This window comes from Citrobacter sp. C6_1 (assembly GCF_014596835.2).
In the GTDB taxonomy this organism is placed as follows: domain Bacteria; phylum Pseudomonadota; class Gammaproteobacteria; order Enterobacterales; family Enterobacteriaceae; genus Citrobacter; species Citrobacter pasteurii.
Genome location: NZ_CP115031.1, coordinates 3,938,377 through 3,957,979 on the forward strand (window position 1 = coordinate 3,938,377; position 19,603 = coordinate 3,957,979).

Sequence of the window (19,603 nt, forward strand, 5' to 3'; positions counted from 1 at the left end):
CCGCAAGGGGGGATAATCCTTACAGACGCTGTAACGCTGCCTGTACGTTCGAATCGCGATGATAAATATCCTGACGCAGCCAAATCCCCAGCCCTAATCCTACCAGCGAAAGCGCCAGTACGTACCAGGCCGGAGCCATTGGCGACACACTCATCAACACCGTTACTGCGATTGGTGTCAAACCACCGAAAATGGCATACGAGACGTTATAGGAAAAGGAGATACCGGTAAAACGGACTTCCGCCGGAAACGCCCGCACCATCACGTAAGGCACTGCGCCGACCACGCCAACGCATAACCCCACCAGCCCGTATAACAGGAACAAGTGCTGAGGATGGCTGCCGGTCAGGTGATAGAAAAACCAGCTCGAACAGGCCAGCAACAGGCTGCCGACAATAAAGGTTTTGCTGGCACCGACCCGGTCGACAATAAACCCAGCCAGCAAGCAACCGACGCACAGCATAATGGTGGCGACGCTGTTCGCCTGTAACGTCAGCGCTGGGGCAAAACCATACTGTTTTTGCAGCCAAACGGGGGACATCAGGATCACCACCACAATCCCGGCTGAGAGCAGCCAGGTCAGTAGCATTGACACCACCACCGCTTTTTTATGTTTGCTCACCACCGACTTCACCGGCAGCTCTTGCGCCAGGGCTTTACGCTGCTGCATTTCAAGAAAAATGGGCGTCTCCTGCAGCCAGCGGCGCAGATACATTGCCACCAGCCCAAACGCGCCCCCCAACAGGAAAGGGATACGCCAACCATAGTCATGCACCGCCTGCTGCGTAAAGCTGGTGTTCACCAACGTCGCGACTACCGACCCCAGCAGAATTCCCACCGTTAGCCCGGCGGTCAGCGTTCCGCAGGCGATGCCGATGCGACGCTCCGGTACATGTTCCGCCACGAACACCCACGCGCCCGGCACTTCGCCCCCAATGGCTGCGCCTTGCAAAATACGCATCAGCAGTAATAGCAACGGCGCGACGATCCCCATTGAGGCGTAAGTGGGTAGCAAACCAATTGCCAGTGTCGGTATCGCCATCAGTAAAATGCTCAGGGTGAACATTTTCTTGCGCCCGACCAGATCGCCAAAGTGCGCCATGATAATGCCGCCCAGCGGACGCGCCAGATAGCCCGCGGCAAAAATACCGAAGGTTTGCACCTGACGTAGCCATTCCGGTATGTCAGCGGGGAAGAAGAGCTCGCCAACAACAGCGGCAAAGAAGACAAAGATAATGAAATCATAAAACTCAAGCGCCCCACCGAGGGCAGCAAGCGTAAGGGTTTTATAATCCTGGCGATTCAGCGGTCGAGTGTGTTGTGACATAGCAAACCATCAGTCAGTGGAGTTATTGAATCTGTCTGTCGATATATGTAAAGCAAAAATTACTATATCGTAAACAATTCAATACTCCACTGTCATTGGCACTTATGCCACGATCGGGCTACTTTCAGGCGTTTGTATCGCGTATTGCGCTTTTCGGACGAAAAGATGCTACGACAGCCGGTGCGGTTTCGACATACGGCCCATCCAATAGCTGTATACAATACGGTACACTTGCAAAAATGCCCGGCACGATAACCTTACCGTCAGCATCTTTTACGCCTTCCAGCGTTTCTTTGATCGATTTCGGCTGCCCTGGCAGGTTCAGGATCAGCGCCTGTTTACGAATCACGCCGACCTGACGAGAGAGGAGCGCTGTTGGCACAAAGTGCAGACTTATCTGGCGCATCTGTTCGCCAAAGCCCGGCATCTGACGGTCAGCGACGGCAAGCGTAGCATCGGGTGTCACGTCGCGACGTGCCGGACCCGTTCCGCCGGTTGTCAGCACCAGATGGCAGCTCATTTCATCCACCAGTTCGCATAAGGTCTGTTCGATGATCGCCTGTTCATCCGGGATCAACCGCGTTTGCAGTTCAAAGGGGGTGGTAAGGGCAGACGCCAGCCACTCTTCCAGGGCCGGGATACCTTTATCCTGGTAAACGCCGCTGGAAGCACGGTCAGAAATGGACACCAGGCCAATGCGTAAAGTATTCATGATTATTCCGTTTAAACAGTCTCGTTAAACAGAATGATACACTGCGAAAGGAAGGACAGACAGGTTTCAGAAGAGGTAGCGTGACCCCTATCAGGGCCACGCTCTAATGATTACAGCAGATCACCGATCATTTTTTCCAGTTTACCCTGGTCTACAGCAAACTTACGGATACCGTCCGCCAGTTTGTCTACAGCCATCGGATCCTGGTTGTGCTGCCACAGGAACTCAGCTTCGGTGATGCGTGCAGGACGCGCTTTCACTTCACCGGAGAAGGACAGTTTACGTTCGATAGCGCCTTCGCTTTCCGCCAGCTCTTTCAGCAGTGCCGGAGCAATCGTCAGACGATCGCACCCTGCCAGCTCAATAATTTCGCCGATGTTACGGAAGCTCGCGCCCATGACTACGGTTTCGTAACCGTGCTGTTTGTAGTACTCGTAAATTTCCGTTACGGAAACCACACCCGGATCTTCTGCCGGTGCGTACTCTTTCTTGTCAGTATTGGCTTTGTACCAGTCAAGAATACGGCCAACGAACGGAGAAATCAGGTATACGCCAGCTTCAGCACATGCACGCGCCTGCGCGAAGGAGAACAGCAGAGTCAGGTTACAGTTGATGCCTTCTTTTTCCAGCTGCTCAGCGGCACGGATACCCTGCCAGGTTGAAGCCAGTTTAATCAGAATGCGATCGTTGCTGATGCCAGCATCGTTGTACAGTTTGATCAGGCGTTTTGCTTTCGCGATAGACGCGTCGGTGTCGTAGGACAGGCGAGCATCAACTTCAGTAGAGATACGACCCGGGACCAGTTTCAGGATCTCCAGACCGATATTGACTGCCAGTTTGTCAGTCGCGTCGACGACCTGTTGTGCGCGGTCGTTGCTCTGCTGCTTAGCCCATGCCACAGCATCATCGATCAGCTTGCGGTATTCCGGGATCTGCGCTGCGTTAAGAATGAGAGAAGGGTTAGTTGTGGCATCCTGAGGCTGATACAGCTTCATTGCCGCGATGTCTCCGGTGTCGGCCACTACTGTGGTGAACTGACGAAGGGAGGTCAATTTGTCCGTCATGATAGCGATTCTCTTTAAACAGCTTGTTAGGGGGATGTAACCGATCTTCCCTGATGATAGCACGACGCACTCTCAGCGCAACCGCCGGGATTGTCCAACTCACTGCTCATTCCCGATTACGCATCTTAAAGCCCCTGATGCGCAATTAAGGGTTATCCCCATTGTTATGGTAAACTCCCGCAATCAATCTCCTGACAAGGTATATACTGTTCGATAATTGGTAGCGCTTACATGGGAATATTAGCGCGTACCGGCATCAACAAGAGGGATGTTAATGCCTGATTTTTTCTCATTTATTAATGAAATACTCTGGGGATCGGTGATGATCTACCTCCTGCTTGGCGCAGGATGTTGGTTCACCTGGCGTACCGGGTTCGTGCAGTTCCGCTACATTCGCCATTTTGGCAAAAGTCTTAAAAACAGCATTAGTCCGCAGCCGGGTGGCTTAACCTCGTTTCAGGCATTGTGTACCAGTCTTGCCGCGCGTATCGGTAGCGGAAACCTCGCCGGTGTTGCCCTGGCGATCGCCGCTGGCGGCCCTGGAGCCGTTTTCTGGATGTGGGTTTCAGCGGTCATTGGTATGGCAACGTCATTCGCCGAGTGCTCACTCGCGCAACTGTATAAAGAACGCGATAGCAAAGGACAGTTCCGCGGTGGCCCTGCGTGGTATATGGCACGTGGGTTGGGCATGCGCTGGATGGGCGTCCTTTTTGCCCTCTTTTTGCTTATCGCATACGGCCTGATTTTTAACAGCGTACAGGCAAACTCTGTCTCCCGCGCATTGGCATTTGCGTTCGACATCCCTCCCCTCACTTCCGGCATCACTTTGGCGATACTGTCATTCCTGGTGATCATTGGCGGTATTAAAGGTGTTGCCCGTCTGATGCAATGGTTTGTGCCGATGATGGCACTGCTGTGGGTTGGATGTAGCATCATCATCAGTCTGTGGCATATCGGGCAGCTTCCCGACATTATCGTCATCATTATAAAAAGCGCCTTTGGCTGGCAAGAAGCCGCAGCGGGTGCGGCCGGGTATACGCTGAGTCAGGCCATTGCCAGCGGTTTTCAACGCGGTATGTTCTCTAATGAAGCGGGGATGGGCTCAACCCCTAACGCAGCAGCTGCAGCCGCCTCCTGGCCACCGCATCCGGCGGCACAAGGCATTGTGCAAATGATTGGGGTATTAGGCGACACTCTCGTTGTCTGTACGGCCAGCGCGATGATTATTCTGCTGGCAGGCAGTGGCGCCAGCTATGTGCCCATGGAAGGCATCCAGTTACTCCAGAAAGCAATGGTAACGCTGACGGGAGAATGGGGAGCCGGATTTGTGGCTTTTATTGTGATTCTGTTTGCCTTTAGCTCGATCGTCGCCAACTACATCTATGCGGAAAACAATCTCGTCTTCCTGAAACTGGACAATATGCGCGTCATCTGGCTGTTGCGCATCGCCACCGTTAGCACCGTTATCGGCGGAACGTTAGTCAGCTTCCCGCTGGTCTGGCAGTTGGCCGATATCATTATGGCTTGTATGGCCATCACTAACCTGACAGCGATTCTGCTGCTTTCTCCGGTTGTCCATACCATCGCCAGCGACTATCTGCGCCAGCGTAAACTTGGCGTAAGACCGGAATTTGATCCGCGTCGTTATCCTGATATCAGACAACAGCTTGCGCCCGAAAGCTGGGATGAAACGCCGCGCGGATAGCGCGGCAATCGCAACCATCGATCAATTCTGTCGTTTTTTTTGCTAAAGTCGCAGTAAATTTCCTGCAAGGACTGGATATGCTGATTCTGATTTCACCTGCAAAAACGCTCGACTACCAAAGTCCGCTGGCTACCACACGCCATACGCAGCCTGAACTGCTGGACCACTCCCAGCAGTTAATCCACGTGGCGCGTCAGCTCTCTGCGCCGCAGATCGGCAAGCTGATGGGAATTAGCGATAAGCTGGCGGATCTCAACGCGACCCGTTTCCATGACTGGCAGCCTGACTTCACCCCGGAAAATGCGCGCCAGGCTATTCTGGCATTCAAGGGCGACGTGTATACCGGACTGCAGGCTGAAACCTTCAGCGAGGCGGATTTCGATTTTGCTCAGCAGCACTTACGCATGCTGTCCGGGCTGTATGGTGTTCTGCGCCCGCTGGATTTGATGCAACCCTACCGTCTGGAGATGGGCATTCGTCTGGCCAATGCGAAGGGTAAAGATCTCTACCAGTTCTGGGGAGATACCATCACCGATAAACTTAACGAAGCGCTGGAAGCGCAAGGCGACAGCGTGGTGATTAATCTCGCTTCGGATGAGTATTTTAAATCCGTGAAGCCGAAAAAGCTCAATGCCGAGCTGATTAAGCCTGTCTTCCTTGACGAGAAGAACGGCAAGTTCAAAGTCATCAGCTTCTATGCCAAGAAAGCGCGCGGCCTGATGAGTCGCTACATCATTGAAAACCGCTTAACACAGCCAGAACAGTTGACCGCTTTTAACAGCGAAGGCTATTTCTTTGATGAAGAGGCATCACGGAAAGGTGAACTGGTGTTCAAGCGTCACGAGCAGTAGTGTACATGCCGGATGGCGGCTAACGCCTTATCCGGCCTACAGGTTTTGTAGGCCCGCTAAGCAAAGCGCCAGCGGGCACCACCGTTAACTGCGGGTCATCATCAGCTTACGCAGTTGCGCAAAATCAGCAGGCAAATGATGAGAGAGCAGCGGTAAGTCTGCACGTTCCGCCAGCTCTTTTGGTAGATCCAGCGTGACATTCAGAATCTGTTCAACGCTTTCTTTAAATTTCGCCGGATGTGCGGTGCCAAGGAACAGGCCATATTCGCCCGGGTTCAACTGGTCACGCAGTACACGATATGCCACCGCAGCATGCGGTTCAGAGGTGTAGCCTAACTCATGCAGCTCACGTATCGTGTCCTGCGTCGTGGCATCGTCAACGGCGGCGTAACCCAGCTCATTCAGACGCCATATTTTACGGCGGAACAGTTCCTCCACTCGCGGCCAGTTGTTTGGCTGGCTGACATCCATCGCATTCGACAACGTTGCCTGGGTCGCTTTCGGCGCCCACTCGCCTTCGGCAAGAAAGCGCGGAACCGTATCGTTAACGTTAGTTGCCGCAATAAAGCGCTTCACCGGCAAGCCCAGTGATTTCGCCAGCAGACCGGCTGTCAGGTCGCCAAAGTTACCGCTGGGAACAGAAATAACCAGTTGGTTACGCGCTTCCTGCGGCAGTTGAGCCACGGCCTCGAAGTAGTAACAGATTTGCGCCAGCAGACGGCTGATGTTGATTGAGTTAGCCGAATTCAGCCCCAGAGCCATCTTCAGCTCTTCATCATCAAACGCCTGTTTCACCAGAGCCTGGCAGGCATCAAAGTCACCATCAATCGCAACGGTTTGAATATTGCCACCCAGCGTACAAAACAGTTTTTCTTGTAATGGACTGATCTTGCCATTTGGGTAGAGGATCACCACACGCACATTTTTCAGGCCATAAAAAGCATGTGCAACTGCTGCCCCGGTGTCTCCGGATGTCGCAGTCAGGATAGTCACCGGTTTGTCGCCGCTGATATGCGTCAGCATTTGCGCCATAAAGCGCCCGCCAAAATCTTTAAACGCCAGTGTCGGACCATGGAACAGCTCCAGACAGCCGACATCACCTTCGACCTGAGCGACAGGTGCCGGGAAGGTAAACGCCGCACGCACACGCTCTTCCAGGATCTCTTGTGGGATCTCCGTGCCAATAAATGCGGAAAGGATCTTAGCGCTGCGGCTAACGAAGTCCTGGTTCAGCATCTCATCCACTTCTGTCAGACTAAATTCCGGCAGATCGTGCGGAAAAAACAATCCCTGATTCTTGCCAAGCCCTTGCGTGACGGCCTGCGCAAAGCTGACCTGTTCGTTGTGATCTTTCAGATTATAGAGTTTCATTGATTATCCCAGTACCCGTGCGCCCGCCGTGTCCAGCCGGCAAATATGAACAAAGCCTTCCTGATTTTGTAGGTAATTTTTACCCAGCCAGTCTGCTACGCGCTGTGCCGTATCCGGCTTATCGCATAAGGCGAACAGCGTCGGCCCTGATCCGGAAATGCCGCTGGCCAGCGCGCCGATTTCCGCTACCGCCTGACGCGCCTGACTAAAGCCAGGCAGCAAGCGGGTACGGTACGGCTCAGCAATAACATCTTTCATCAGCTTCGCGGCAAGCCCCGGCTGACGGGAATAGCAGGCGTGGATAAACCCAGCCAGATGCCGCCCGTGGGCAATACAGTCCTGACGACGATATTGCGCAGGTAAAATCGCCCGCGCTTCTGCCGTCGACACTTTAATCCCCGGATACGCCAGTACCCACAGCCACTCATCAAAGCCTGGCACCTGCTGGCTGATAATGCCGTTTTCTTCGATCATTAACTGCATGCCGCCCAAAAAGCACGGGGCGACATTATCGTAGTGAATACTGCCGGAGATACGCCCTTCCAGTTCACCCATAATCGCCAACAGTCGCGTATCGTTGAGCGGTTTACCGCAATATTCGTTCATCGCCACCAGTGCGGCCACAACGGAACAGGCGCTGGAGCCTAACCCGGAACCAATCGGCATATTTTTTTCCAGCGTCATTGCCACCGGAACGCTTTTACCCAGCTCCTGACAAAAACGCTCCCAGCACTGGTAGACGATATTTTCCCGCGGCGCTGACGGAAGCTTATTCGCAAAGCGCCCAAGGTTGTTCAGGCTGAACTGGTCTGCCGCCTCGACGGACACCACATCTCCCAACAGCGAACCGTCTACCGGGGTTACCGCCGCCCCGAGCACATCAAACCCGACGCTCATATTGGCACTGGAAGCCGGGGCATAAACTCTCACCATGTCAGACTCCTAACTTCCATGAAAGGGTGCGAAGAAGATCGGCAAATACACCTGCCGCGGTGACATCATTACCCGCACCGTATCCGCGCAGCACCAGCGGTAATGGCTGATAGTAATGGCTGTAGAACGCCAGCGCATTTTCACCGTTTTTCACTTTGAACAGCGGATCGTTGCCGTCTACTGCCTCTATTTTCACGCGACAGACGCCGTCTTCTTCAATATTGCCAACATAGCGCAATACTTTTCCCTCATCACGAGCTTTCGCCACGCGCGCGGCAAAGACGTCATCCAGCTGCGGCAATTTCGCCATAAACGCGGATACATCACCGGAATCATCAAACTCTTTTGGCAGAACTGGCTCAATGACCACGTCTGAAAGCTCCAGCTCACGACCGGTCTCACGGGCGAGGATCAGCAGCTTACGTGCCACATCCATGCCGGAAAGATCGTCACGCGGATCGGGTTCGGTATAGCCCATCTCACGCGCCAGGGTGGTGGCTTGCGAGAAGCTCATGCCTTCATCCAGCTTGCCGAAAATAAACGACAGCGAGCCGGAAAGAATACCGGAGAAACGCTGTAGTTCATCACCCGCACTAAGCAGGTTTTGCAGGTTTTCAATTACCGGCAAGCCCGCGCCCACGTTGGTGTCGTAGAGGAATTTACGCCGGGACTTCGCGGCGGCAAAACGCAACTGATGGTAGTAATCCATCGACGAGGTGTTGGCCTTTTTGTTCGGCGTAACCACATGGAAGCCTTCGCGCAGAAAATCAGCATATTGATCCGCCACCGCCTGGCTTGACGTACAGTCGACGATCACCGGATTAAGCAGATGATATTCTTTCACCAGGCGAATTAAGCGCCCAAGGTTGAATGGCTCTTTCGCGCTTTCCAGTTCCGCCTGCCAGTTTTCCAGATTCAAACCATGGACGTTGGTCAGCAAGGCCTTCGAGTTCGCCACACCGCACACGCGCAGATCGATATGTTTGCCCTTCAACCAGCTTTGCTGGCGCTTGAGCTGCTCAAGCAGTGCTGAACCCACCCCGCCTACGCCAATGACAAACACTTCAATCACCTGGTCGGTGTTGAACAGCATCTGATGGGTTACGCGTACGCCAGTGGTGGCATCGTCGTTATTCACCACCACCGAAATAGAACGCTCAGACGAGCCTTGCGCGATGGCCACGATATTGATGTTGGCGCGGGCCAGCGCGGCAAAGAATTTCGCCGAGATGCCGCGCAGCGTGCGCATGCCATCACCCACAACCGAGATGATCGCCAGACGCTCAGTCACCGCCAGCGGCTCCAGCAGGCCTTCTTTCAGTTCGAGATAGAATTCATCCTGCATCGCGCGTTGCGCACGCGCGCAGTCGCCCTGCGGAACGCAGAAGCTGATGCTGTATTCAGAAGAAGACTGCGTGATCAGCACCACCGAGATGCCCGCACGCGACATCGCGGCAAAAACGCGCGCCGCCATGCCTACCATGCCTTTCATTCCAGGGCCGGAGACGCTAAACATCGCCATGTTATTGAGGTTAGAAATACCTTTTACCGGCAAATCGTCTTCATCACTGCTGGCGCCAATCAACGTGCCAGGCGCTTGTGGATTGCCGGTATTTTTAATCAGACACGGGATCTGGAACTGGGCAATTGGGGTAATGGTGCGCGGATGCAGAACTTTGGCGCCGAAGTAAGAAAGCTCCATCGCTTCCTGATAAGACATCGACTTCAGCAGTCGGGCATCGGGTACCTGGCGCGGATCGCAGGTATATACGCCGTCGACATCGGTCCAGATCTCACAACAGTCCGCGCGTAAACAGGCAGCCAGCACAGCGGCAGAGTAGTCAGAGCCATTGCGCCCCAACACCACCAACTCACCTTTTTCATTCCCGGCAGTAAAGCCTGCCATCAAAATCATATGATCTGCTGGAATACGACTGGCGGCAATGCGGCGCGTAGATTCGGCGATATCAACGGTAGATTCGAGGTAATGGCCTACCGCCAGCAATTTCTCGACCGGATCAATAACGGTAACGTGATGACCGCGTGCTTCCAACAGGCCTGCCATGATAGCGATCGACATTTTTTCGCCACGGCAAATAAGCGCAGCGTTAATGCTGTCCGGGCACTGTCCCAGCAGGCTGATGCCATGCAGGACATGTTTAATCTGGGCGAATTCTTGTTCAACAAAGGCTTTGAGCGGAGCCAGCGGAAAACCCGGCTGCGCGGCGGACAAACCCGCCAACAGCTCAGAGAAAATACGTTCGGCGTCGCTGATATTGGCTAAAGCATCCTGACCACCGATGGTCTTCTCAATCATCGCCACCAGATGGTTGGTAATTTTTGCGGGGGCAGAAAGAACCGTCGCGACCTGCCCCTGCCTGGCATTGCTTTCCAGAATATCGGCTACCCGCAGAAAGCGTTCTGCATTTGCCACTGATGTACCGCCGAACTTCAACACTCGCATGGTTTACCTCATTGCCTTTGGTCGAAAAAAAAGCCCGCACTGTTTAGGTGCGGGCTTTTTCTTGTGTTTCCTGTACGCGTCAGCCCGCACCGTTACCTGTGGTAATGGTGATGGTTGTGGTAATAGTGATGCTGATGCGTTTCATGATGTTGTGTGCTCTGTAATTATTTATGACCTGTCTTGTATTCTTTTAGGGTTAAAGTATCTGCTGACCTAAGTCAATAAATTTTTAAATTGATCACATTCCGAAACTTGTTCACGAGCGACTGCTTGCCCTTTTACTTTCAACCAATACAGCGTGTCCCGCCCACTTGAAACCAGAATAAAACACCACACAACAAAAACAGACCAACACTTTATTTTGTTATGTTTTTTTCTATATCATGTAAAAAACGGTGCAACATTGCCGTGTCTCGCTGTCCTAACAGACCCATTCGCTGTTGCAGCCAGTCCGTCAACTTAATGTCGTCAGAAACGTTCAACGTGGCTAATAATTGCAAAACCCGGGCACGTAACGCCTGCAGCTGAAGCTCATCCGTCACCTCAATGTTTTTTGCCGGTTGTTGTATTAAACCTGCTAATTGATAGCAATACACCATCACCGCCTGACCCAAATTGAGTGAAGGATAGTCAGCCACCATCGGCACGCCGGTTAGCACATCCGCTAGCGCCAACTCTTCGTTTGTCAGGCCTGAATCTTCACGACCGAACACCAACGCGGCGTGATCCATCCACGTTGATTTTTCCTGCAACAGGGGAACCAGCTCGACCGGAGTGGCGTAATAATGGAACTTCGCGCGACTACGCGCCGTGGTGGCAATGGTAAAATCAACGTCGTGCAACGCATCGGCTAACGTTGGAAAAACGTTAATATTATCAATAATATCACCTGAACCATGTGCCACCCATCGCGTCGCAGGCGCCAGATGAGCCTCGCTATCAACGATCCGCAATTGCGTGAATCCCATGGTTTTCATAGCACGAGCTGCCGCGCCAATATTTTCGGCTCTGGCTGGAGCAACCAGAATAATTGTTAAACGCATTTTGATACTCTTTTTAACCGGCCTGTAGATAATTATGTGATGTGCATCAACATATTACGCAGCGCGAATTTACATATTTTTAACAGAAATCACTGAAAAAGCATTTCACATTCAGTAAAAAATGCTAAACTATTTCCTGCATGTACTATTGCTTTTTATGTTAACAGAAGTTGCATATCCTTCTGTTTATCCATGATAATTTGATTTAGAATGGTTCTCATAGATTGGATTCATTACATTTATTAATTAGCGCGTGCAACTAGTTGTAATATTGCAATTTTGTGATGAAAGCTACCATTTAGATACGTTGATTTCATCAAACTGTTAACGTGCTACAATTGAACTTGATATATGTCAACGAAGCGTAGTTTTATTGGGTGTCCGGTACGTCTTAGCCTGTTATGTTGCTGTTAAAATGGTTAGGATGACAGCCGTTTTTGACACTGTCGGGTCCAGAGGGAAAGTGCCCACGACCAAGCTAATGATGTTGTTGACGTTGATGGAAAGTGCATCAAGAACGCAATTACGTACTTTAGTCATGTTACGCCGATCATGTTAATTTACGACATGCATCAGGCAGGTCAGGGACTTTTGTACTTCCTGTTTCGATTTAGTTGGCAATTTAGGTAGCAAACATGCAGACCCCGCACATTCTTATCGTTGAAGACGAGTTAGTAACACGTAACACGTTGAAAAGCATTTTCGAAGCGGAAGGCTATGATGTATTCGAGGCGACAGATGGCGCGGAAATGCATCAGATCCTCTCTGAATATGACATCAACCTTGTGATTATGGATATCAATCTGCCAGGTAAAAATGGCCTGCTGTTAGCGCGCGAACTTCGCGAACAAGCTAACGTTGCACTGATGTTCCTGACGGGCCGTGATAACGAAGTCGATAAAATTCTCGGCCTCGAAATCGGCGCTGACGATTACATCACCAAGCCGTTTAACCCACGCGAACTGACTATCCGTGCTCGTAACCTGCTGTCCCGTACAATGAATCTGGGCACAGTGAGCGAAGAGCGTCGTAGCGTCGAAAGCTACAAGTTCAATGGCTGGGAGCTGGACATCAATAGCCGCTCTCTGATTGGCCCTGACGGCGAGCAGTATAAACTGCCACGTAGCGAATTCCGTGCCATGCTTCACTTCTGCGAGAATCCGGGCAAGATCCAGTCTCGCGCAGAACTGCTGAAAAAAATGACCGGTCGCGAACTGAAGCCGCATGACCGTACCGTTGACGTAACAATCCGCCGTATTCGTAAGCACTTCGAATCCACGCCGGATACACCAGAAATCATCGCTACCATTCACGGTGAAGGTTACCGTTTCTGCGGCGACCTGCAGGATTAATGTCATCCTGACTGGTATAAAAACGGCGCCTTATGCGCCGTTTTTCATTTCACTACGCCCCTATTTCCACAACCGTAATTCATCATCCTCAGTTGCGTTCTCCTTTTTGGGCTTTGGCTGTGCAAGCGCGTGCCAGTCAAGATGACGCGTTAGGAACATGACCCCACAAAGCGCCAGTAACAGCACACCCGTTCCCAGCAGTAACGCGCTGTCCTGTGAACGCAGCAGCACCCACATCACGCCATCCAATCCCAGCAATGCTGCGGTAAAAAACAGACTGTTACGCCATCCCTGTAGTATCGCCTGTAAATACACGCCGTTCATCAGCGCGCCAACCAGGCTGGCGACAATCCACGCGGCAGTAAAACCCACATGCTCCGACAGCGCCAATAACAACAAATAGAACATCACCAGTGATAATCCCACCAACAGATATTGCATCGGGTGCAGACGCAGGCTGGTCATACTCTCGAGCACAAAGAAAGACATGAAAGTCAGTGTAATCAATAAAATGGCATACTTTGTCGCCCGATCTGTCAGTTGATACTGATCCGCAGGCGTAGCCACAGCGACGCTAAATGCGGGCATCCCCAGCCATCCAATCTTCTCATCGCCGAAGCGTTCTCCCAGATTATTCGCGAACCAGCTACTTTGCCATTGCGCCTTAAACCCAGATTCACTGACTTCACGCTTAGCCGGAAGAAAATCACCGAGGAAATTAGGATGTGGCCAGTTGCTGGTTACAGTCATTTCGCTATTACGACCAACCGGGACGACAGAAAAATCACCGGTTCCACTCAGATTAAGCGACAACACGACGCTGAGATTTTTTTCCGCCCAGCCGGCATCCGGTAGCGGAATGTGGATCCCCTGAGCACGTCCATCCAGCCCCGTCCCCGGCTCAACCGCCAACGACGTTCCATTGACCTGTGGCGTATTTACCACGCCAATCCCGCGCGCATCGCCCACGCCAACCACAATAAACGGTTTGCCGACGCTGACATTGGGATGGTTTAAATCGCTCAACCGTTCAGCATTAAACTCGGCCTTCACCGATAAATCGTTGTGCCAGACCTGTCCTTCATAAATACCTATCTTACGCGCTTCAACGTTCTGGTTACCCTCAACAACCAGCGATTCCGGCAACCAGAAGTGGATGTAGCTCCGCTTTCGCGGGATCTGTTTGTCACCTTCCAGCTCGGTATACAGTTCCGTCACCGGGACGGCAATCAGCGGGCCTACCACCTTTTGCGGTCCGCTGGTGCTCTGTCGGATAGCATCTTCTACCTCACTACGATAGTCCGACCTCTCAACAATAATCTGCCTGACCATCGTCAGTGGAATTAACAGCAGCAGCATAGCGCCACCTAAGGTGACGATTTTCCAAAACAGGGGGGATTTAAACATAGCGTTCTCCTTTGCAATATCAGCAAGGTAAAACAGCTATGTGCGGGGAATTTGAAGTTATGTGAAGTAACGGTGAAGTGTAAACGAGGCCTGCGCCCCGCCTTCTGGTCGGTTACATAACGTCACGTCACCTCGATGCAATCGCGCAACCTCACTGACAAACGCCAGCCCCAGCCCACTACTCTTATGCCCATTCTCGCGGGGCAGCGAATAGAAGCGATCAAAAATGCGCGGCAACGCAAAGTCAGGTATGCCACTGCCGTTATCACTGACCTGAATTGTGACGCGGTCCTCCTGCGGATGCGCGCTCAATACAATTGCCCCGTTCTCCGGCGTAAAATCGATGGCGTTATCCAGTAGATTACCCAACGCTTGCTCCAACAGTGCGGCATCGGCGGCAACCGTCAGCGATGAAGGTACAATGGTAAGCGTGATGTTTTTTGCGACCAGTTGCACGCTACGCGCCTCGTTAAGCTGGGTAAAAAGTGCATCTACCGCCACGGGCGTCAACGTAATGTCCTGTCGATTCTCCAGTCGCGCCTGGCGTAGCAGAGTTTCGACCAGCGCCTGCATGCGGGCATTCTGCGTCAAAATATTCTCGGTGAAACGTGCCACTACGTCAGGCGGAGGCCCTTCGCGCAAAATTTCAGCTGCACCGCGAATGGCCGCCAACGGGCTTTTCAGTTCATGCGTTAACGCATACACATATTGCTCAATATAATTCTTGCCCTCCAGCTTCAGACGCATACTTTCCAGCGCCTGCGCCAGTTTACGCAGCTCGCTGCTGCCTAAATCGGGCAATGGGACGGGGCGATTCTCGGTAACGGAGTCGGCATAACGTGCCAGCCGGGCAATCGAGCGATTTATCCACCATACCATCCCGACGCCAATCACTAAGGCGATGCCCAGCAATACGGCGCTGGCCCACAGCATCCGCCGTTCACTGCGTTTAATTACCGGCGCCATCGCTGCATTCGGCTTACCGACGCTCAGCACCCCGATAATACGCCCGCCGTCCACGATCGGCGCGGCAACGTACATCACCGAACTTTCCGGATCGTCCGGGGTTTGCGGCGTGCTACGAGCGCCGTATTGCCCGCGTAACGTTAACCATACGTCGTTCCAACGGGAATAATCTTCGCCAACGGCTTTATTAGCGGAATCAAACACCACCTTGCCCTGCGCGTCCGTCATGTAGACATGGTATTCATTACGGACTTTGTTAATGCCGCTGATATTGGCGCGGAATGGGCGGTTATTCAGTTGCGAAAAGGCCTGCGCCAGCTTGCCGTTGGCGGGGGTGTCAGAGAGTAAGTCATCACGCGCCAGCGCAGCCAGCAGCGTGGCGGTATCAATCAATGTGCCTTCAGTCGCTCGACGGACGCCTGGCTTAATTTCCTGCACAAAGATCGACAGAACGAACCAGGCAGCGACGGCAACAATCAGAAAATAGCCGAGCAGCAAACGCATGCCAATGCGCATCAGACGCTCCTCAGGCTATATCCCATACCGCGATGCGTATTGATGGGGGAAAGCTCAGGATTGATCGCCCGCAGCTTGGCGCGCAGCGTTTTGATGTGGGTATCAACCGTTCTGTCAAAGGTGTCCTGCGCATCGGCCCAGACCGAATCCATCAACTGCTGGCGAGAGTAAATGCGCCCCGGCGACATCAGCAGCGTTTTCAGCAACAGAAATTCATAGCGCGTCAGGTTTAACGACGTACCGAACCAGGTAATCTGCGCGGCCAGCTCATTAAGTTCGAAATCCCCACAGCGCGTCGTTGATGAAGGCGCGGAGAATTTTTGCACCCGCCGCAGCAGCGTACGCACGCGGGCGCACACCTCGCGCGGCGAGAAAGGCTTGGCAACATAGTCATCCGCGCCAATTTCCAGTCCCAGCAGGCGATCCACCTCATCGCTGCGTGCGGTCAGAAAGAGGATCGGTAATGCCGGGTGGCGTTCCAGCAAGCGTCGACACAGTTCAAAACCACTGATATCCGGCAGCCCGACATCCAGAACGATCGCATCAGGGCATCGCTGGCGAGATTTTTCCAACACGGGTAACCCGCGCTCAAACGCTTCGACGCTAAAACCTTCCTGCTGCAGCATGTAGATAAGCGTATCCGCAATCCCCTGCTCGTCCTCAACCAACCAAATCAGCGCCTGTTGCATTTTGCCTACCTGTTATCGCTGCCACGGCATGATGGGTACCGCGCTGATAGCATTTTTGGGCGATCCATCAACCACCTTATCGGAATAGGCCAGATAGGCCAGCGTGTTGCGTTTCGCATCGTAAAAACGCACGACCTGTAAAGATTTAAACACCAGCGATGTCCGTTTCTTAAAGACCACTTCGCCCTGCGCTTTGCCGTTCTTGATTCTGTCGCTCAGTTCTACTGGCCCCACCTGCTGACAGGAAATGGCGGCATCGGAGGTATCTTCCGCCAGCCCCAGCCCACCTTTGATGCCGCCGGTCTTCGCCCGACTCACGTAGCAGGTCACATTGGTGACATCAGGATCATCAAATGCCTCGACCACAATTTTATGATCCGGTCCAAACATTTTGAACACGGTATCGACAGATCCAATCTGCTCCGCATGGGCAACCTGCGCCATCATCAGCAGAATTGAGGAAATGATTAAGCTCTTATATTTCATATTGTTACCATTTTTAAAAGTTACTCTGTGCAATTATTCGACATTCTAAGATAAAACGTATACAGATCACAGGATTACAATAATCACGCTTTCGTATGTTCGAAAAAAGCATTTATGAGCAAAAAAAACACTGAATGCTAAAACAGCAAAAAATGCTATTATCCTCATACCTGACGTCAGGTACTCGTTGTTGAAAGGATGAGGATATTTTATGGATCAGGCTGGCATTATTCGCGACCTCTTAATCTGGCTGGAAGGCCATCTGGATCAGCCTTTGTCGCTTGACAATGTGGCGGCAAAAGCAGGCTATTCCAAGTGGCATCTGCAGAGAATGTTCAAGGACGTGACGGGCCATGCTATTGGCGCCTATATCCGCGCCCGTCGTTTATCGAAGTCCGCAGTGGCGCTACGCCTGACTGCGCGTCCAATACTGGACATCGCCCTGCAGTATCGCTTTGACTCTCAACAAACCTTTACCCGCGCGTTCAAGAAACAGTTTTCTCAGACGCCTGCGCTGTATCGTCGTTCACCGGACTGGAGCGCTTTCGGTATTCGCCCGCCGATGCGCCTCGGGGAATTTGCCATGCCAGCGCATGAATTCGTAACGCTGGAAGATACACCACTGCTGGGTACCACGCAGAGTTATTCCTGCTCGCTTGAGCAGATTTCAGATTTCCGTCATGAAATGCGGATCCAGTTCTGGCGCGACTTCCTTGCTCATGCTCCTGCGATCCCGCAGGTTCTGTACGGACTCAATGAAACGCGCCCCAGCATTGAGAAAGATGACGAACAGGAAGTGTTTTATACCACCGCGCTCACACCAGAGCAGGCCAACGGATACGTGCAGTCGGCGCAACCCATCCTGTTACAGGGCGGCGAATATGTGATGTTTACCTATGAGGGTCTGGGGACGGGCGTGCAGGAGTTTATCCTGACGGTTTACGGCACATGCATGCCAATGCTGAACCTGACGCGCCGTAAAGGGCAGGATATCGAGCGATACTACCCGGCAGAAGATGCCAAAGCGGGAGATCGCCCGATCAACCTGCGCTGCGAATTCCTGATTCCGATTCGCCGCTAACGCTGCAGTTCATCCAACGCAGGGGCGTCCAGATGAGAGATGTCCCCTGCCGTTTCAACTACCCATCCCGGCGCCAGCCACAAACTTTCCTGATAATCGACGCGAGAAATAGAACAGTTGCGCAGACGCAGGCGACGTTCAGCCCATGCCGGTAATCCCAGAATCGTACTCACCAGGCAACCCAGCGCGATACCATGACTGACCAGCAGCGGACGACTCCCCGGCGGCAGTTCCAGACAGGATGCCAGCGCCGCGTTAACGCGATCGCTCAGTTCCTGCATCGATTCCCCTTCAGGAATACGACCATCCACCGTACCGTTCACCAACTGGCGACGCCAGCCCTCTTCCTCCGGCGTCAACGTATCGATATGGCGTTGCTCCAGCACGCCCATATTCAGTTCGCGCAAACGAGAGTCATAGGTGATATCACAGCCGCAGGCCTGGGCGATGATTTCTGCGGTGCGTCGTGTACGACCTAAATCGCTACTGATGACATGCGTAATACCAAATGAGCGGGCGCGTTCACCCACCTGCATGGCTTGCTGCTCACCTTTAGCGGTCAGTGGGCTGTCTGACTGGCCTTGAATACGTCGCTCGGCGTTCCACTGCGTTTCGCCATGGCGAACAAGGTATACCTGTAACATGCTTTTTTTCCGTTATACTGCGATGCGATGAATTTTCAAACTGAGCTTAATTATGCACAAGGTTATCTCTGCGACCACCAATCCTGCCAAAATTCAGGCAATTCTGCGGGCATTTGAAGAGATTTTCGGGGAAGGATCCTGCCATATTGAACCCGTCGCCGTCGAGAGTGGCGTGCCGGAACAGCCTTTCGGAAGCCAGGAAACGCGCACTGGCGCACGAAATCGCGTTGATAACGCGCGTCGTCTGCACCCGCAGGCTGATTTCTGGGTCGCGATTGAAGCGGGAATCGACGATGACGCCACCTTCAGTTGGGTGGTGATTGATAACGGCGTCCAGCGCGGTGAAGCCCGTTCAGCCACGTTGCCATTGCCTGCTGTCATTCTCGACAGAGTACGCCTGGGTGAAGCGCTCGGCCCGGTAATGTCGCAGTACACGGGCATTGACGAGATCGGCCGTAAAGAGGGCGCAATCGGTGTCTTTACCGCGGGCAAGCTGACGCGCTCAAGCGTCTACCACCAGGCGGTGATTCTGGCGCTCAGTCCGTTTCATAACGCGGTGTATTTATAGCATTGTGCCGGATGTTCAATCGTAGGCCGGATAAGGCAAAGCCACATCCGGCGGATCAATTTTTCCCGAGCAACACCTGCTCCAGCCAATGACGCAGATCCACCGGTGCGGATTTGAGGCTGTTTGAACCCCGCGTAATGGTGGCAATCCCCGCCCCAAGCTCATTTTTCAGCTCGCGCTGGCTCATCTCGCCGCGCAGCAGCTCTTCTATGATCCGCACGCGCGTGCCCAACGCTTCGCGCTCATCCGGCGTTAACATCAAGTTGAGCAGCGGCAGGTGTAAGTCTTGTTCATAGGCGTGTTTAAGCAGATCGACAAAACGTAACCACTCCTGGTGACGCTGTTCTGCCATCTCTGCTGAATAGGGTGATTGCTGAGTCATAAGTTATCGCCATCGTTGCGGGGGGAAGCGTGCTTGCTTCCC

At 52.9% G+C, this 19,603-nt stretch carries 20 protein-coding genes and 1 other annotated feature; of the genes, 5 read left to right on the top strand and 15 right to left on the bottom strand.

Annotation, left to right across the window (positions count from 1 at the left end; translation table 11 throughout):
* Positions 1-19: 19 nt before the first annotated feature.
* The 3 genes from IB196_RS18900 to tal form a co-directional block, all read right to left on the bottom strand.
* Entirely contained in the window at positions 20-1,327 is a 1,308-nt protein-coding gene (locus IB196_RS18900) for an MFS transporter (RefSeq protein ID WP_149691186.1), read from the bottom strand.
* 124 nt (positions 1,328-1,451) lie between these two features.
* Positions 1,452-2,039: a molybdopterin adenylyltransferase gene (mog, locus tag IB196_RS18905; protein ID WP_188232440.1), complete on the bottom strand. Its 588-nt coding sequence runs from the start codon at positions 2,037-2,039 to the stop codon at positions 1,452-1,454.
* Between the two features lie 110 nt (positions 2,040-2,149).
* A complete protein-coding gene (tal, locus tag IB196_RS18910; RefSeq protein ID WP_005124064.1) occupies positions 2,150-3,103 on the bottom strand; it encodes a transaldolase in 954 nt (317 codons plus the stop codon).
* A 274-nt stretch (positions 3,104-3,377) separates the two neighbouring features.
* Between tal and IB196_RS18915 the strand changes: the two genes are divergently transcribed.
* Positions 3,378-4,808, top strand: a complete 1,431-nt coding sequence (locus IB196_RS18915) for a sodium:alanine symporter family protein (protein WP_005124062.1) — start codon at positions 3,378-3,380, stop codon at positions 4,806-4,808.
* 77 nt (positions 4,809-4,885) lie between these two features.
* Positions 4,886-5,659: a peroxide stress protein YaaA gene (gene yaaA, locus IB196_RS18920; protein WP_005124060.1), complete on the top strand. Its 774-nt coding sequence runs from the start codon at positions 4,886-4,888 to the stop codon at positions 5,657-5,659.
* An 84-nt stretch (positions 5,660-5,743) separates the two neighbouring features.
* Here the strand turns inward: yaaA and thrC are convergent, their stop codons facing one another.
* The 6 genes from thrC to yjjY all read right to left on the bottom strand — a co-directional run bounded on the left by thrC (position 5,744) and on the right by yjjY (position 12,010).
* Entirely contained in the window at positions 5,744-7,030 is a 1,287-nt protein-coding gene (gene thrC, locus IB196_RS18925; protein ID WP_188232439.1) for a threonine synthase, read from the bottom strand.
* Positions 7,031-7,033: 3 nt separating this feature from the next.
* Positions 7,034-7,963, bottom strand: coding sequence for a homoserine kinase (gene thrB / locus IB196_RS18930; RefSeq protein ID WP_005124056.1), 930 nt, complete (start codon positions 7,961-7,963; stop codon positions 7,034-7,036).
* A 1-nt stretch (position 7,964) separates the two neighbouring features.
* Positions 7,965-10,427, bottom strand: coding sequence for a bifunctional aspartate kinase/homoserine dehydrogenase I (gene thrA / locus IB196_RS18935; protein WP_188232438.1), 2,463 nt, complete (start codon positions 10,425-10,427; stop codon positions 7,965-7,967).
* A 23-nt stretch (positions 10,428-10,450) separates the two neighbouring features.
* Positions 10,451-10,577: a sequence feature (Thr leader region), on the bottom strand.
* On the bottom strand, positions 10,507-10,572 hold the full coding sequence (gene thrL / locus IB196_RS18940; protein WP_032337689.1) for a thr operon leader peptide: 66 nt from the start codon (positions 10,570-10,572) through the stop codon (positions 10,507-10,509). It overlaps the preceding feature by 66 nt.
* 206 nt (positions 10,578-10,783) lie before the next feature.
* Positions 10,784-11,470 (bottom strand): tRNA/rRNA methyltransferase, encoded by a 687-nt coding sequence (locus tag IB196_RS18945; protein ID WP_188232437.1) that lies wholly within the window; start codon positions 11,468-11,470, stop codon positions 10,784-10,786.
* A gap of 399 nt (positions 11,471-11,869) precedes the next feature.
* Complete coding sequence (gene yjjY / locus IB196_RS18950; RefSeq protein ID WP_001541509.1) at positions 11,870-12,010, bottom strand: protein YjjY; 141 nt, start codon at positions 12,008-12,010, stop codon at positions 11,870-11,872.
* 95 nt (positions 12,011-12,105) lie between these two features.
* Here yjjY and arcA point away from each other — a divergent pair, with 95 nt between their 5' ends.
* On the top strand, positions 12,106-12,822 hold the full coding sequence (gene arcA / locus IB196_RS18955) for a two-component system response regulator ArcA (protein WP_001194359.1): 717 nt from the start codon (positions 12,106-12,108) through the stop codon (positions 12,820-12,822).
* 60 nt (positions 12,823-12,882) lie between these two features.
* Here the strand turns inward: arcA and creD are convergent, their stop codons facing one another.
* The 4 genes from creD to creA are packed head-to-tail and all read right to left on the bottom strand — an operon-like array spanning position 12,883 to position 16,886.
* Positions 12,883-14,229 carry a cell envelope integrity protein CreD gene (creD, locus tag IB196_RS18960; protein ID WP_005123959.1) on the bottom strand — a complete coding sequence of 449 codons (1,347 nt, stop codon included), beginning with the start codon at positions 14,227-14,229 and terminating at the stop codon, positions 12,883-12,885.
* 57 nt (positions 14,230-14,286) lie between these two features.
* Positions 14,287-15,711: a two-component system sensor histidine kinase CreC gene (gene creC, locus IB196_RS18965; RefSeq protein WP_005123957.1), complete on the bottom strand. Its 1,425-nt coding sequence runs from the start codon at positions 15,709-15,711 to the stop codon at positions 14,287-14,289.
* On the bottom strand, positions 15,711-16,400 hold the full coding sequence (creB, locus tag IB196_RS18970) for a two-component system response regulator CreB (RefSeq protein ID WP_005123955.1): 690 nt from the start codon (positions 16,398-16,400) through the stop codon (positions 15,711-15,713). Before creB ends, creC begins: the two co-directional genes overlap by 1 nt.
* Before the next feature lie 12 nt (positions 16,401-16,412).
* Positions 16,413-16,886 (bottom strand): protein CreA, encoded by a 474-nt coding sequence (gene creA, locus IB196_RS18975; protein WP_005123953.1) that lies wholly within the window; start codon positions 16,884-16,886, stop codon positions 16,413-16,415.
* A gap of 211 nt (positions 16,887-17,097) precedes the next feature.
* Here creA and robA point away from each other — a divergent pair, with 211 nt between their 5' ends.
* Positions 17,098-17,967 carry an MDR efflux pump AcrAB transcriptional activator RobA gene (robA, locus tag IB196_RS18980; RefSeq protein WP_188232436.1) on the top strand — a complete coding sequence of 290 codons (870 nt, stop codon included), beginning with the start codon at positions 17,098-17,100 and terminating at the stop codon, positions 17,965-17,967.
* On the opposite strand, the gene gpmB is transcribed toward robA, so the two are convergent.
* Complete coding sequence (gpmB, locus tag IB196_RS18985; protein WP_005123948.1) at positions 17,964-18,611, bottom strand: 2,3-diphosphoglycerate-dependent phosphoglycerate mutase GpmB; 648 nt, start codon at positions 18,609-18,611, stop codon at positions 17,964-17,966. The genes robA and gpmB overlap by 4 nt on opposite strands.
* A 52-nt stretch (positions 18,612-18,663) precedes the next feature.
* Between gpmB and yjjX the strand changes: the two genes are divergently transcribed.
* Entirely contained in the window at positions 18,664-19,179 is a 516-nt protein-coding gene (gene yjjX, locus IB196_RS18990) for an inosine/xanthosine triphosphatase (RefSeq protein ID WP_005123947.1), read from the top strand.
* A gap of 55 nt (positions 19,180-19,234) precedes the next feature.
* Here the strand turns inward: yjjX and trpR are convergent, their stop codons facing one another.
* Positions 19,235-19,561: a trp operon repressor gene (gene trpR / locus IB196_RS18995; protein WP_005123945.1), complete on the bottom strand. Its 327-nt coding sequence runs from the start codon at positions 19,559-19,561 to the stop codon at positions 19,235-19,237.
* Positions 19,562-19,603 lie beyond the last annotated feature (42 nt).